The following is a 13,864-nucleotide window of genomic DNA, read 5'->3' on the forward strand; positions in this document are numbered from 1 at the left end:
ATATTTATTTTAACAGGAAATCATTCTTAACCAATAACTTCTGCTACTTTTTTACCAATTTCGGCTGGTGAATCTACGACGTGAATACCACAAGCTCTCATAATTTTCTTTTTAGCTTGTGCTGTATCATCACTTCCTCCTACAATTGCTCCTGCATGTCCCATAGTACGTCCTGCTGGTGCTGTTTCTCCTGCAATAAAGCCTACAACTGGTTTTTTACTTCCGCTTGCCTTATACCAATGTGCAGCATCGGCTTCTAATTGACCCCCAATTTCTCCAATCATAACCACAGCTTCAGTTTCAGGATCGTTTATTAATAATTCAACAGCTTCTTTGGTTGTTGTTCCGATAATTGGATCACCACCAATTCCGATAGCGGTTGTAATTCCTAAACCTTGTTTTACAACCTGATCAGCAGCTTCGTAAGTTAATGTACCCGATTTAGACACAATACCAACTTTTCCTTTTTTGAACACAAAACCTGGCATAATACCAACTTTAGCTTCACCTGGAGTAATAACTCCTGGGCAATTAGGACCAACTAATCTGCAGTCTCTATTTTTTATATAATTTGAGGCTTTAATCATATCACCTACAGGAATGCCTTCTGTAATTGTAATGATGACTTTAATTCCAGCATCGGCAGCTTCCATGATCGCATCTGCAGCAAATGCTGGAGGAACAAAAATAATTGTGGTATCGGCTTGCACCTCTTTAACCGCTTCAGCAACGGTATTAAATACGGGTTTATCCAAGTGTGTCTGACCTCCTTTTCCTGGAGTTACTCCACCAACAACATTGGTTCCGTATTCAATCATTTGGCCTGCGTGAAACGTACCTTCACTACCAGTAAAACCTTGAACTATTATTTTTGAATCTTTATTAACTAAAACGCTCATTTGTGTTTGTTTTATTTGACTTTTTTGTGATTAGAAGAATTTCTTACTTTGAAATTCGTTGTGCAAAAATAAGTTATTGCTTATGATTTTTAAAAATTTTTAGACTTTTATTTCAGCATATGAATTTAAACTTTCTGAACTGTCATCAGCAAGCTGACTAATCTCATGTCCGCGATATAATTTCCCATCTTTTACTTCCCAAATGGATATAAAATGTGCTAAAGCATCTTCTTTTTGAGGACGTTCAATTGAGGTTACATAAATGGTATATCGTGCAGTAACCATGTTTTGATCTTCCAATAAGTGGCTGATGCGATAAGTAAACGAGTGATACGCTTTTTTTAAACCTGAGAGCATCGCATTTATACCATCATAATCTAAAGTTGTAAACCCATTACTACTATTCCAAAGTAATTTACAATCCTTATGAATGTAATCAATGGCATTATTATCCTGGGCTAAATCTAATGCATAGAATGCTTTAACAACTTCTTTTGCTGACATTTATAAAGTTTTTAGTTTTTCAAGAATTTCAGGTATTTTTCTGATGGCTGCAATTTCTTTGTATTTACTTCTGAAATCATCTGCAGGTACACCAAAATAGCTTTTATGTCCTTCAAGTGATTTACTAACACCTGCTTTTGCTGAAATAACAGCTTTTTTTCCAATGGTAATCCCGCTGGTGATTCCTACTTGTCCCCAAATAGTGACTTCGTCTTCAATGATAACACAACCAGCAATTCCGACTTGAGATGCAATTAAGCATTTTTTACCAATAACAGTATCATGTCCAACTTGAATTTGATTGTCCAGTTTAGAACCTTCACCAATAATTGTATCTGCAGTAACACCTCTATCAATTGTACACAAGGCACCAATATCTACATTGTTTTCAATAACTACGCGACCACCTGAACGCAATTGGTCAAAGCCTTCTGGTCTGTTTTTATAATAAAACGCGCTAGCTCCTAAAATTGCTCCTGCGTGTATGATGACATTATCACCAATAACTGTATCATCATAAATGCTAACATTGGAATGAATGGTACAATTATTACCAATTTTGACATTATGACCAATAAAACAATTGGGCTGGATAATTGTATTTTCTCCTATTGTTGCCGAAGGTGAAACTGACACATTAGAGGATTGAAACGGTTTAAAATGAAGCGTAAGCGCATTGAAGTCTCTAAACGGATCATCACTTATTAAAAGTGCTTTTCCTTCAGGACACTCTACTTTTTTATTGATTAAAACTATGGTAGCAGCAGATTCTAATGCTTTATCGTAGTATTTTGGATGGTCAACAAATACAATATCTCCAGGTTCAACAACATGAATTTCGTTCATCCCTAAAACAGGAAAATCCTCAGCTCCTACAAATTCTGTAGAGATAAGGTTTGCAATTTCCTTAAGTGTATGAGGTTTTGGGAATTTCATTGACTATTCCTTGATACGTTCTTTATAGGTTCCTTTTTCAGTTTCTATTTTAATTTTGTCACCTTCATTAATAAATAAAGGTACATTAACTTCAGCTCCTGTCTCTACGGTTGCAGGTTTTGTTGCGTTGGTTGCTGTATTTCCTTTGACACCTGGTTCGGTATGCGTCACTTCTAAAATCACACTTGCAGGCATATCTACAGATAATGGCATATTGTCTTCGGTATTAATTAAAACCGTTACGACTTCACCTTCTTTCATTAAATCTGGTCGATCTAAAGCCGCTTCAAGTAAGCGAATCTGAGTATAATCAGACTCATTCATAAAATGGTAAAATTCACCATCATTGTACAAGTATTGAAACTTATGAGTTTCTACTCTAACATCATCAATTTTATGTCCTGCTGAAAATGTATTGTCTATAACTTTTCCCGTTGTTACACTTTTAAGCTTAGTTCTCACAAAAGCAGGTCCTTTTCCAGGTTTAACATGTAAAAATTCGATAATTTTAAAGATATCGTGATTATATCTAATACATAATCCGTTTCTAATATCTGAAGTACTTGCCATAATATGTTTGTCTAATTTATTAAATTAATTTGATTTGAAATACCCTTTCATGATACCTCTATGAGAGTTCTTAATAAACTGAAGAATCTCATCACGTTCAGGAGTTGCCTCCATTTCAGCTTCAATTAAATCTGAAGCCTGTGTATTGTTATAATTTTTTTGATATAATATTCGGTATATATCTTGAATTTCTCTAATTTTTTCTGTTGAAAATCCACGTCGACGTAAGCCTACAGAGTTTATTCCAACATACGATAATGGCTCTCGAGCTGCTTTTACAAATGGAGGCACATCTTTACGCACTAAAGATCCACCAGTTACAAAAGCGTGGTTTCCGATAGAACAAAATTGATGCACTGCAGTCATTCCTGCTAAAACGACGTAATCACCAACAGAAATATGACCAGCCAAAGTACTATTATTTGAAAAGATACAATTATCACCAACAATACAGTCGTGAGCAATGTGGCAATAAGCCATGATTAAGCAGTTGTTACCGATAACCGTTTTCATTTTATCGGTAGTTCCTCTATTAATCGTAACACACTCTCTTATAGTAACATTATCACCTATTATTGTAAGTGTATCTTCATCATTATATTTTAAATCCTGAGGTACTGCAGAAATTACAGAACCAGGGAAAATATTACAATTTTTACCAATACGAGCCCCTTCCATTATGGTCACATTACTTCCAATCCATGTGCCTTCTCCAATGGTTACATTACTATATATTGTCGTGAAAGGTTCTATAACTACATTCTTAGCGATTTTTGCTCCAGGATGTACGTAAGCTAAAGGTTGGTTCATTTGCTTTTTATTTTACTTTTGAAATTTGAGCCATTAACTCTGCTTCTGCGCAAAGTTTTCCATTGGCGTAAGCATAGCCTTGCATGTGGCAGATACCGCGACGAATTGGCGTTATTAAATCGCACTTAAAGATAAGAGTATCACCAGGAACTACTTTTTGTTTGAATTTCACTTTATCAATCTTCATAAAGAAGGTTAAATAGTTTTCTGGATCTGGAACAGTACTCAAGACTAAAATTCCTCCAGTTTGCGCCATAGCTTCAACGATTAAAACTCCTGGCATTACTGGTGCTCCAGGGAAATGCCCTTTAAAAAACTCTTCGTTCATGGTAACGTTTTTCATACCAATCACATGAGATTCAGACAATTCAAACACTTTATCAAGCAGTAAAAATGGTTGTCTGTGAGGTAACATGTCCATAATTTGAATCACGTCCATTAATGGCTCTTGATTCAAATCGATTTGAGGTACGTTATTACGACGCTCATTTTTTATAATCTTAGACAGTTTTTTTGCAAACTGTGTATTGATAAAATGTCCTGGTTTATTAGCAATTACCTTACCTTTAATACGAGTTCCTACTAGAGCTAAATCTCCAACAACATCAAGTAACTTATGCCTCGCAGCTTCGTTAGGATGATGAAGAGTTAAATTATCAAGAATCCCATTAGGCTTGACTGCTATAGAATCTTTATTGAATGCGACTCTCAATTTATCCATAGTTTCGGGAGATAATTCTTTATCTACATAAACAATGGCATTATTAAGATCTCCACCTTTTATAAGTCCGTGTTCCAATAACATTTCCAATTCATGTAAGAAACTGAACGTTCTTGAATCAGAAATATCAGTTTTAAAATCTGAAATATGATTCATGGTTGCATTTTGCGTTCCGAGAACTTTTGTTCCGAAGTCAACCATAGTTGTCACCTGGTATTCTTTTGCTGGCATCACGATAATTTCACTTCCTGATTCTTCATCAGAATAAGAGACTACATCAGACACAACATATTCTTCTCTAAAATCATCTTGATCTGTAATACCTGCTTTTTCGAGAGCTTCAACAAAGAATTTTGAAGAACCATCCATAATTGGAGGCTCAGAAGCATTTAATTCGATAATCGCATTATCGATATCTAATCCAACCAAAGCTGCTAGTACATGCTCAGAAGTCTGAATAGTAACTCCATTTTTTTCTAAGCAAGTGCCTCTTTGAGTATTGGTGACATAGTTAGCATCTGCTTCAATAACTGGAGATCCTTCCAAATCGATACGCTTAAAAGAAAATCCGTTATTTACAGGAGCAGGACAAAATGTTAGCGTAACATTTTTACCAGTATGTAAGCCTACTCCAGTGAGAGAAACCTGTTTCTCAATAGTTTTTTGTTTAACGTCTGTTTTAATTATTGCCATTTACTTTCTTTTCTAAATCATTAATGGTTTTAACAATCTTAGGTAAATTTTTGAAATATACATATGATTTATTCCAATCTCCGTAAGTGAATGAAGGTGACCCTTGAAGCACTTCGTTATCTTTAACATGTTTTCCAATTCCAGATTGCGCCTGAACTTTAACATTATTACCAATTGTAATATGACCAGCAATACCAACCTGACCTCCAATTTGGCAATTTTCACCAATTTTTGTTGACCCTGCAATTCCTGTTTGAGCTGCAATAACTGTATTTTTACCAATTTCTACATTGTGAGCAATTTGAATTTGGTTATCTAACTTTACACCTCTGCGAATGATGGTTGATCCCAGCGTTGCTCTATCAATTGTAGTCGCTGCACCAATATCGACATGGTCTTCAATAATTACATTTCCTGTTTGAGGAACTTTACTATACTCGCCATTTTCGTCTGGCACAAAACCAAAGCCATCGGCTCCAATGATAACGCCCGAGTTGACAACACAGTATTTTCCTATGATGGATTCCGAATAAATTTTTGCTCCTGAAAACACAATAGTATGGTCTCCAATAACAACATTGTCACCTATATATGCGTTTGGAAAAATCTTAACATTTTGTCCAATGGAAACATTATCTCCAATATAGCTAAAAGCACCAACATAAACGTCAGTTCCTAGAGAAGCTGTTTCAGAAATAAATGAAGGTTGTTCTATTCCGAATTTATTCAGTTTAACTTGATTGTAATATTCTAAAAGTTTAGAAAATGATTTATAGGCATCTTCAACTTTAATAAGCGTTGTAGAGATGTCATTTTCTGGCTCAAATGTTTTGTTGACAATCGTTATAGACGCTTTGGTAGAATAAATGTATGACTTATACTTTGGGTTTGCCAAAAAGGTCAAAGAGCCTTCTGTACCTTCTTCAATTTTTGAAAGTTTAGAAACTTCTACCTCAGGGTCGCCTACGATATCACCTTCTAAAATTCCAGCTATTTGTTGTGCTGTAAAGTTCATTCACGCAAAAATAGGAAAAATGTGTTAGATTTTATTTAGGATAACAGATATAATATTTTGTTACAGGTTTAGACAAGGCTTTCATGCTAAACTGGTCTGATGCTTTGGTGATGTCTACCACTTTTCCAGTTTTCTGCAAAATCTTGATATTCTGTTTTTTAGACTGATATGCCTGATTAGATATTTCATCGATAAATACAAAATATTCAGCATCCTTTTTAGAAATATTATATTTAGATATCAGGCTTGAAATGTGCTTGTCAAGCGTTGATCTTTTAATCGGTTTATTCTTTAGTTTTATTTTCAGAAGATCTCTATTGATAATCATTCCTGAAAGGTTTTTGAGAATAAAATCTTCATGGTATTGCCAATCTTTCATAGCTGAAACAATATCAGTATCATCTAGACGAGAAAATGTTTCAAGAGTAAAATCATCAAAATTTTCGGCGGAAATTTCATTGTCAAGAAAATACGTTAAGGCTTCACTTGCTCTTAATTGTACACCTTGGCTTTTGAGTTCTTTAGCACGTTTTAAAACTCGGGTCAGCAATTGTTCAGCTACCAATCCTGTTTTATGCAAATACACTTGCCAGTACATAAATCGTCTAGCGACCAGGAATTTCTCCACACTATAAATTCCTTTTTCTTCTACAACCAGTCTGTCGTCAACAACATTTAACATGGTAATTAATCGTTCACTATTGATATTACCTTCGGCTACTCCAGTATAAAAACTATCGCGTTTAAGATAATCTGCGCGATCCATATCAAACTGACTTGAAATGAGCTCACATAAAAAGGGTCTGTGATACTTTCCTTCAAAAATCTGGATGGCTAGCGTTAAACTTCCGTTAAATTCTTTATTGAGCTTTTGCATGAAATGCATCGAAATCTCTTCATGAGAAATGCCATTTACGATGCTGTGTTCCATGGCATGAGAAAATGGTCCGTGTCCAATATCGTGCAATAAAATAGCAATAAAAAGTGCTTTTTCTTCTTCCTGAGAAATTGTAACCTCTTTAAAACGAAGCACATTCACAGCTTTTTGCATTAAATGCATGCAGCCAATGGCATGATGAAATCGCGTATGATGAGCTCCCGGATACACCAAATATGAGAGACCCATTTGAGAAATTCGGCGCAATCGTTGAAAATATTTGTGTTCAATTAAATCGAAAATATCCGAATTCGGAATAGTAATAAATCCGTAAATTGGGTCGTTAAAGATTTTAAGTTTGTTACTTGTCTTCAAACGTTAAGCTTTTACATTAATTTAAACAAATATACATGAACACTATAAATATTCTTTGGGTTGACGACGAAATCGATCTTTTAAAGCCACATATTATTTTTCTTGAGCAAAAACAATATAAAGTTACCACGTGTCAAAGTGGTACCGAAGCTATTGAAATTATTGACGATACTAATTTTGATATCGTGTTTTTAGATGAAAATATGCCAGGCCTGACCGGTTTAGAAACATTAAATGAAATTAAGGAGCGTCGTGCTAATCTTCCTGTAGTTATGATTACAAAAAGTGAAGAGGAATATATTATGGAAGAAGCCATCGGAAATAAAATTGCCGATTACCTCATTAAACCTGTAAACCCTAATCAGATCTTATTGAGTTTAAAGAAAAACTTGGATCACTCTAGGCTCGTTTCAGAAAAAACAACCTCTAACTACCAGCAAGAGTTTAGAAAAATAGCTATGGATTTATCTATGGTAAACAGCTTTGAAGAATGGAGTGACTTGTATCAAAAACTTATATACTGGGAGTTGCAACTTGAAGATATTGAAGATGTTGGCATGACCGAAATACTAGAGTCTCAGAAAACTGAAGCTAATGTTCAGTTTGGTAAGTTTATAGAAAAAAATTATTCAGATTGGTTTGATCATAATGCTGACGCACCAACACTATCGCACAATTTGTTTAAAGACAAAATTGTTCCTGAAATAAGTAAAGATCAGCCTACACTATTAATCGTCATTGACAACCTACGTTATGACCAATGGAAGGCTTTTGAACCTATAGTCAACAACTATTACAAAAAAGATTCTGAAACACCCTTTTACAGTATCCTTCCAACAGCGACACAGTATGCAAGAAATGCCATATTTTCGGGATTAATGCCTGTAGATATGGAAAAACTACATCCTAATCTTTGGAAAAACGATACAGATGAAGGTGGAAAAAACATGCATGAAGCAGAATTTTTAGAAGGTCAGTTAAAGCGTTTAGGACTTCAACATTTAAAAACAGAATACCATAAAATCACAAACCTTAAAGCAGGAAAAAAACTGGTTGAAAACTTCAAAACATTAAAAGATAATGACCTTTCAGTGATTGTTTACAATTTTGTGGATATGCTATCACATTCAAAAACAGAAATGGATGTTGTTAAAGAATTAGCGTCTAATGACAAGGCTTACCGATCACTAACGGTGAGCTGGTTTAAAAACTCTCCTTTATTAGAAATGATACAGCAAGCGCAAGGTCTTGGGTTTAAGTTGATTCTAACTACAGATCATGGTACCATAAATGTAAAACATCCTTCAAAGGTAATTGGTGATCGGGACACGAGCTTAAATTTGCGTTATAAAACTGGTCGAAGTTTGACTTATGAAGAACGTGAAGTTTTGGTAGCTAAAGACCCAAAAACCATTCAATTGCCATCAATAACTATGAGTAGCTCCTTTATTTTTGCGAAAAGTGATTATTTTTTAGCCTATCCAAACAACTACAATCATTATGTAAGTTATTACAGAAATACCTATCAGCATGGAGGCGTTTCGCTGGAAGAAATGATTATTCCGTTTGTTGTAATGAATCCGAAATAAATCCATGTAATGCAAAAAAAGCCGATGAAATACACTTTTTTCTAGTTTTTCTCATATAATTTATGTAATATTGCTATCAAATTAGATAAAATACATTTATGTTACTAAGAAAATGTCAGTGTTATTAGAGATCACATATGAGATTGAAGACATCGATACTGTTGCAAAACAGATATTGGATCATGCAACATCAAAAACTATAGCATTTAATGGTGATATGGGAGTTGGAAAGACAACGCTTATAAAATCATTAGTTAAATGTCTTGGATGTGATGATGACGTTAGTAGTCCGACATTTTCAATTGTAAATGAATATTTAGGAAATGAGGCTTCGATTTTTCATTTTGATTTATATCGAATTAATGACGAAGAAGAAGCTTTAAATTTTGGATTTGAAGATTATTTATACACCTCCAATTGGGTGTTTATTGAATGGCCTGAAAACGCTGAAAATTTATTACCACAAGACATAAACAGTATTGAAATTTCTTACAAAAATAAGACCTCAAGATCCCTCAAATTGAGCCAAAACATGATATTAACCCAGAAAAAACCTATAGAGCAACACAATATTTAACAAATAAATAAGCAACCTAACACCGCGTCTTTATTGAGGATTACGGAAAAACCGTAAGAAAAGATGATTAAAAGAGTGGTTTTTAACACTCGTTTTAACTGTTTAAAGTATAAGTGCTTCTTATATTTGAGCAATTAATTAATTTAATCCCTTATATTATGAAGACTAAAAAGTACGTACTAGCTATCGCGATTTTCGGTGGTATGTTGTTCACAGCTCAGGCAACTGATTTAATTAACCTAGATGGACAAGTTAAAACTGAAATCGAGAAAAAGAAATTCAAAAAACCAGATAACTTATAAAAGAAATTTTATTCAAGGTAGTGTCGTGGCTATTTTATTAGCTATTACACCATATCTGTTTTCGATTCATGAAAGTGTTCCAGAAGAAAGATTTTGGAGCACTTTTTTATTTACTTATGATAGTAAAGCTTGGGAAAATGCAAACTTAGTTATGTGGATTCTTACAGGCAAAGCGGTTCCTCTATTCTTATTATTAATTTGGTTTTTCACCTGTAGACACTGGTGGTATCACGCTCTCTTAGTACCTATTGTAATGTATTTGTATCAAATATTTGCTCTTTTTAATGAAGATCAATCATATTTTGATGAGATGAATTTTATGTATATGCTGCCACTTATGGCAATAATTATACCTTCAATATATTTGGTGAGAGCAAAAATATTTGACAAATTAAACGATGCTGATAAAACAATGCAGGAACTTGAAGAAGAATTTATGATGAAACCTAAAGGACTGTGGGGAAAAATCAAGCAATATTTTTAACTCGTTAACATAAATAACTTCTATAAGATAAAACAGTTCATAAATATGAGCTGTTTTTTTTATTAATACTAAATTGCATAAGCTAAAATTTAGAAAATAATCGACACTTATTGATTTTAATTCAAAAACATTTACATTTGTAACATACAGTTATATTGATTGACTCTTAATAACCCTAATTATAATGAGTAAAACCGTACATCGTATTATGCAGTTGATTACTGCATTAAACATGAGTGCCAGACAATTTGACATTTCTATTGGAACTGCCAATGGTTATATATTACGCATGCAAAAGAACAATGCTTCGGTTGGAAGCGACGTGATTGAGCGTATTATTAAAGAGTATCCTCAGGTTAATTTAATATGGTTGATTACTGGTAAAGGAGAGATGTTCATTAAAGAAGTTCCTAAACCTAAATCAAAAACTAAACTAGAGATTGAAGCCTACATAAATAATCGTTTAAAAGAAAAATGGTCTGATGAAAAGAAAGCTCTTTTTGATGAAATATTGTTAGAAATTAATAATATTGATGATAGTGATAATTAAGTTATTCATTTATACTATTTCTTAATTCTATAAGACTACATAAATATTCTTTTTTTTCAATTTTATCTTTCTGCTTTTTTATAAGATCATATTTCTTTTTAATTTTATAAGATTCCTTCCTATTAAATAGTGATAAATCATTCATCAACTTATAAATCTCATCATTGAGTTCTGATCTGGTATTGCTATTTACTGAATAATAGTTTAGCTTTTTTGCTATAAACAAGAGAAGAAAACTAAACATTAAAAATATTGGAAGTGAATGAGCAAAACCATAATTATCTAAAAAATTATATCTATCATTTAAAAAACTGATAAATTTTGAAAATTCAATTGATAGAGGAATTAACAGAACCAATCTCCACCAGTTTTTGCAAGTCACAAACCAAATAGAAATCATTAAAATAGTCAAAGTTTTATATGCATAAATCCATAAATAATTTTTTACATTTTCAAAGTATCCTGCATCTATAGTGAAAAATTTAGTATCCCAAACTTTCGTTGTAGGTGCCAATACATGAAAGTAAAAAGCAAACGGAGAAATTATTATTATAAGAACAATAATTAAATCTTTTTTTATTTTAATGTTTTTCATTTTGATAAAGTTTACTCCTAAGTTTTAATAATTTTTCTAAGTATTCAGCTTTGTCAAAATTCTTTTTATTTTTCTTTAAATTACTAAATTCTAACTTTAAAATTAATTCGTCATTATTGTTATAGTGCATTTCTTTAAAAACTAAATCAATTTCAGTATTTAATTTTTCATAAACTACTTGATGATTAATATATTTATTCAATTTATTAGATAAATAAAGTAAGGACAATACTATAGGAATAGTTACTGGTATACTGGTAATAAAATCTACTTCATCAAAATTTTCAAACTTGATATTTAGAAAACCAATAAACTTAAAAACTTCTAGAGTTAGAGGAATCATTATAGCAATTTTCCACCAATGTCTCGATGTGTAATGCCATATAAATAATAATATTATTAATTGAAGTTTAACAGCTAAAAACCACAAAATCAATCTTAAGTTAAATTCAAAACCAAATACTTTTGTATTTAGCTGCTCATTGGTCATTAACTCAGGTATATAAAAGATTAGTTTAACTGATAGAATAATTAATATTATAATATAGTCATGGATATTTTTTCTCTTCAAAATCAAACTCATAGAAAATAATCTCTAATATAAAACTTATTTTGCAAAAAATGAATTTTTATTTGTAATTTGAGTTACCAATTAAAACATCAATGAGCAAATCTTTATCTCCTTTTACCAAAGCACAATTACTTCCACAAGAAGAAACCCTAGAAGTTTATAAAAAGAAAGGTGATTTATTTATTGGAATACCCAAAGAAACCCATTTTCAAGAAAAAAGAGTCTGTTTAACCCCAGATGCTGTCTCTGCATTAGTTTCAAATGGCCATCGCGTTATGATAGAGTCTGGTGCTGGAGAAGGCGCTAATTTTAAAGATAAAACCTATAGCGAAGCTGGAGCAGAAGTCACCAACGATACAGCAAAAGTGTTCTCCTGCCCTATTATACTTAAAGTAGAACCACCTTCGATAGACGAAATTAAACTCATCAATCCGCAAACGCTCTTAATTTCTGCATTACAACTAAAAACTCAAAGCAAAAAATATTTTGAAACCCTGGCTGCTAAACGAATAACTGCCTTGGCTTTCGAATTCATTAAAGATGACGATGGCGCATATCCTGCAGTACGATCACTTAGCGAAATTGCCGGAACTGCTTCTATACTCATTGCATCTGAACTGTTATCCAATGTCAATGGTGGTAACGGCTTGATGTTTGGTAATATTAGCGGTGTGCCTCCTACCGAAGTTGTCATTATTGGCGCAGGAACTGTAGGCGAGTTTGCTGCGCGTTCTGCTATCGGACTAGGTGCAAATGTCAAAATATTTGACAATTCTATTACAAAATTACGTTGTGTACAATCCAACCTCGGAAGAACTTTATATACCTCGACACTTCAACCTAAAAACCTGGTAAAGGCTCTAAAACGTTGCGATGTAGCTATTGGAGCCGTTAGAGGCAAAAACAGGTCTCCAATTGTAGTTACAGAAGCCATGGTGAATACCATGAAATCTGGAGCTGTTGTTATCGATGTTAGTATTGATATGGGTGGATGTTTTGAAACCAGTGAAGTTACAAATCATGATAAACCCACTTTTGAACACAATGGTGTTATTCATTACTGTGTTCCAAATATTCCTGCTCGTTATTCACGTTCGGCCTCAGTATCAATTAGTAATATCTTTACCCCTTACCTATTAAAAATTGCTGAAGATGGTGGTATTGAAAATGCCATCCGTTTTGATCGTGGTTTAAAAAATGGGTTGTATTTTTACCACGGAATATTGACAAATAAATCTGTTGCCGATTGGTTCGATTTAGACTGTAGTGATGTCAATCTGTTAATTTTCTAGAAGTTAAAAAAAGTAATTTGTTTCACTAACTATATTGCTAACAATCAAAATGACAACTATCACTCATGAAATTAATTCATAGAATAGGCTATTACTTAGGCGGATTTTCTATAGGTCTGATTTTACTTGCCTTTTTTCTAGGCGGAAAAAAGACATCTTGTTCCTATGGTCCAAATGCCAGAACTATAAAAAACATAAGTATAAAAAAACACTTCTATTCTGAAGCTACTGAAAATGCAATGAAAACATACAGCTTAGATACTCTGGCTGTGTCTCAACTGATTAAAACTGGAGATGTAAACTTTTCAGAAAGTGATACAAAATCTGAAGGTTGCAAAACCTATCTTATCGAAAATGAACTCGAAGAAAAAGAGGTATTCCTAACTGTCAAAAATTGTGATTCTTCTGCTACCATCCAGTCTTTAATTATCAAATAAAGGCTTTTTAGAAATAATCATCCACTATAGCAATCATCACATATTTAATGTGAAATCATGACATTAG

General features: G+C 33.0%; 16 protein-coding genes. 6 read left to right on the forward strand and 10 right to left on the reverse strand.

Going from position 1 to position 13,864, the window contains the following annotated elements; all coding sequences use genetic code 11:
- Nucleotides 1–26: 26 nt before the first annotated feature.
- The 8 genes from sucD to H7350_RS06855 all read right to left on the reverse strand — a co-directional run bounded on the left by sucD (nt 27) and on the right by H7350_RS06855 (nt 7,400).
- Nucleotides 27–899 (reverse strand): succinate--CoA ligase subunit alpha, encoded by an 873-nt coding sequence (gene sucD / locus H7350_RS06820; RefSeq protein WP_204345149.1) that lies wholly within the window; start codon nt 897–899, stop codon nt 27–29.
- Nucleotides 900–998: 99 nt separating this feature from the next.
- Nucleotides 999–1,403, reverse strand: coding sequence for a nuclear transport factor 2 family protein (locus H7350_RS06825; protein WP_204345150.1), 405 nt, complete (start codon nt 1,401–1,403; stop codon nt 999–1,001).
- Nucleotides 1,404–2,339, reverse strand: coding sequence for a UDP-3-O-(3-hydroxymyristoyl)glucosamine N-acyltransferase (locus H7350_RS06830; protein ID WP_204345151.1), 936 nt, complete (start codon nt 2,337–2,339; stop codon nt 1,404–1,406).
- Nucleotides 2,340–2,342: 3 nt separating this feature from the next.
- On the reverse strand, nt 2,343–2,909 hold the full coding sequence (gene efp / locus H7350_RS06835; RefSeq protein WP_204345152.1) for an elongation factor P: 567 nt from the start codon (nt 2,907–2,909) through the stop codon (nt 2,343–2,345).
- A 24-nt stretch (nt 2,910–2,933) separates the two neighbouring features.
- Complete coding sequence (lpxA, locus tag H7350_RS06840; protein WP_204345153.1) at nt 2,934–3,719, reverse strand: acyl-ACP--UDP-N-acetylglucosamine O-acyltransferase; 786 nt, start codon at nt 3,717–3,719, stop codon at nt 2,934–2,936.
- Between the two features lie 7 nt (nt 3,720–3,726).
- Nucleotides 3,727–5,133, reverse strand: a complete 1,407-nt coding sequence (locus H7350_RS06845) for a bifunctional UDP-3-O-[3-hydroxymyristoyl] N-acetylglucosamine deacetylase/3-hydroxyacyl-ACP dehydratase (protein ID WP_204345154.1) — start codon at nt 5,131–5,133, stop codon at nt 3,727–3,729.
- On the reverse strand, nt 5,120–6,148 hold the full coding sequence (lpxD, locus tag H7350_RS06850) for a UDP-3-O-(3-hydroxymyristoyl)glucosamine N-acyltransferase (RefSeq protein WP_204345155.1): 1,029 nt from the start codon (nt 6,146–6,148) through the stop codon (nt 5,120–5,122). The genes H7350_RS06845 and lpxD overlap by 14 nt, the downstream gene beginning before the upstream one ends.
- A 31-nt stretch (nt 6,149–6,179) precedes the next feature.
- The gene (locus tag H7350_RS06855; RefSeq protein ID WP_204345156.1) at nt 6,180–7,400 is read right to left on the reverse strand and encodes an HD domain-containing protein; all 1,221 of its coding nucleotides are present in this window, start codon (nt 7,398–7,400) and stop codon (nt 6,180–6,182) included.
- A 35-nt stretch (nt 7,401–7,435) separates the two neighbouring features.
- Between H7350_RS06855 and porX the strand changes: the two genes are divergently transcribed.
- From porX to H7350_RS06875, 4 genes are all read left to right on the forward strand, one after another.
- Nucleotides 7,436–8,989 carry a T9SS response regulator signal transducer PorX gene (porX, locus tag H7350_RS06860; RefSeq protein WP_204345157.1) on the forward strand — a complete coding sequence of 518 codons (1,554 nt, stop codon included), beginning with the start codon at nt 7,436–7,438 and terminating at the stop codon, nt 8,987–8,989.
- 112 nt (nt 8,990–9,101) lie between these two features.
- Nucleotides 9,102–9,566 carry a tRNA (adenosine(37)-N6)-threonylcarbamoyltransferase complex ATPase subunit type 1 TsaE gene (gene tsaE, locus H7350_RS06865; RefSeq protein WP_204345158.1) on the forward strand — a complete coding sequence of 155 codons (465 nt, stop codon included), beginning with the start codon at nt 9,102–9,104 and terminating at the stop codon, nt 9,564–9,566.
- Between the two features lie 243 nt (nt 9,567–9,809).
- The gene (locus H7350_RS06870; RefSeq protein WP_204345159.1) at nt 9,810–10,352 is read left to right on the forward strand and encodes a hypothetical protein; all 543 of its coding nucleotides are present in this window, start codon (nt 9,810–9,812) and stop codon (nt 10,350–10,352) included.
- 184 nt (nt 10,353–10,536) lie between these two features.
- Nucleotides 10,537–10,902, forward strand: a complete 366-nt coding sequence (locus H7350_RS06875) for a hypothetical protein (protein ID WP_204345160.1) — start codon at nt 10,537–10,539, stop codon at nt 10,900–10,902.
- 1 nt (nt 10,903) lies between these two features.
- On the opposite strand, the gene H7350_RS06880 is transcribed toward H7350_RS06875, so the two are convergent.
- Complete coding sequence (locus H7350_RS06880) at nt 10,904–11,497, reverse strand: hypothetical protein (RefSeq protein ID WP_204345161.1); 594 nt, start codon at nt 11,495–11,497, stop codon at nt 10,904–10,906.
- Nucleotides 11,484–11,987, reverse strand: a complete 504-nt coding sequence (locus H7350_RS06885) for a hypothetical protein (protein WP_204345162.1) — start codon at nt 11,985–11,987, stop codon at nt 11,484–11,486. The genes H7350_RS06880 and H7350_RS06885 overlap by 14 nt, the downstream gene beginning before the upstream one ends.
- 173 nt (nt 11,988–12,160) lie before the next feature.
- Between H7350_RS06885 and H7350_RS06890 the strand changes: the two genes are divergently transcribed.
- Both H7350_RS06890 and H7350_RS06895 read left to right on the forward strand, forming a co-directional pair.
- The gene (locus H7350_RS06890; RefSeq protein WP_204345163.1) at nt 12,161–13,360 is read left to right on the forward strand and encodes an alanine dehydrogenase; all 1,200 of its coding nucleotides are present in this window, start codon (nt 12,161–12,163) and stop codon (nt 13,358–13,360) included.
- 65 nt (nt 13,361–13,425) lie between these two features.
- A complete protein-coding gene (locus tag H7350_RS06895; protein ID WP_204345164.1) occupies nt 13,426–13,797 on the forward strand; it encodes a hypothetical protein in 372 nt (123 codons plus the stop codon).
- Nucleotides 13,798–13,864 lie beyond the last annotated feature (67 nt).

The sequence above is a fragment of the Psychroserpens algicola genome, assembly GCF_014526325.1.
Taxonomy (GTDB): Bacteria; Bacteroidota; Bacteroidia; order Flavobacteriales; family Flavobacteriaceae; genus Psychroserpens; species Psychroserpens algicola.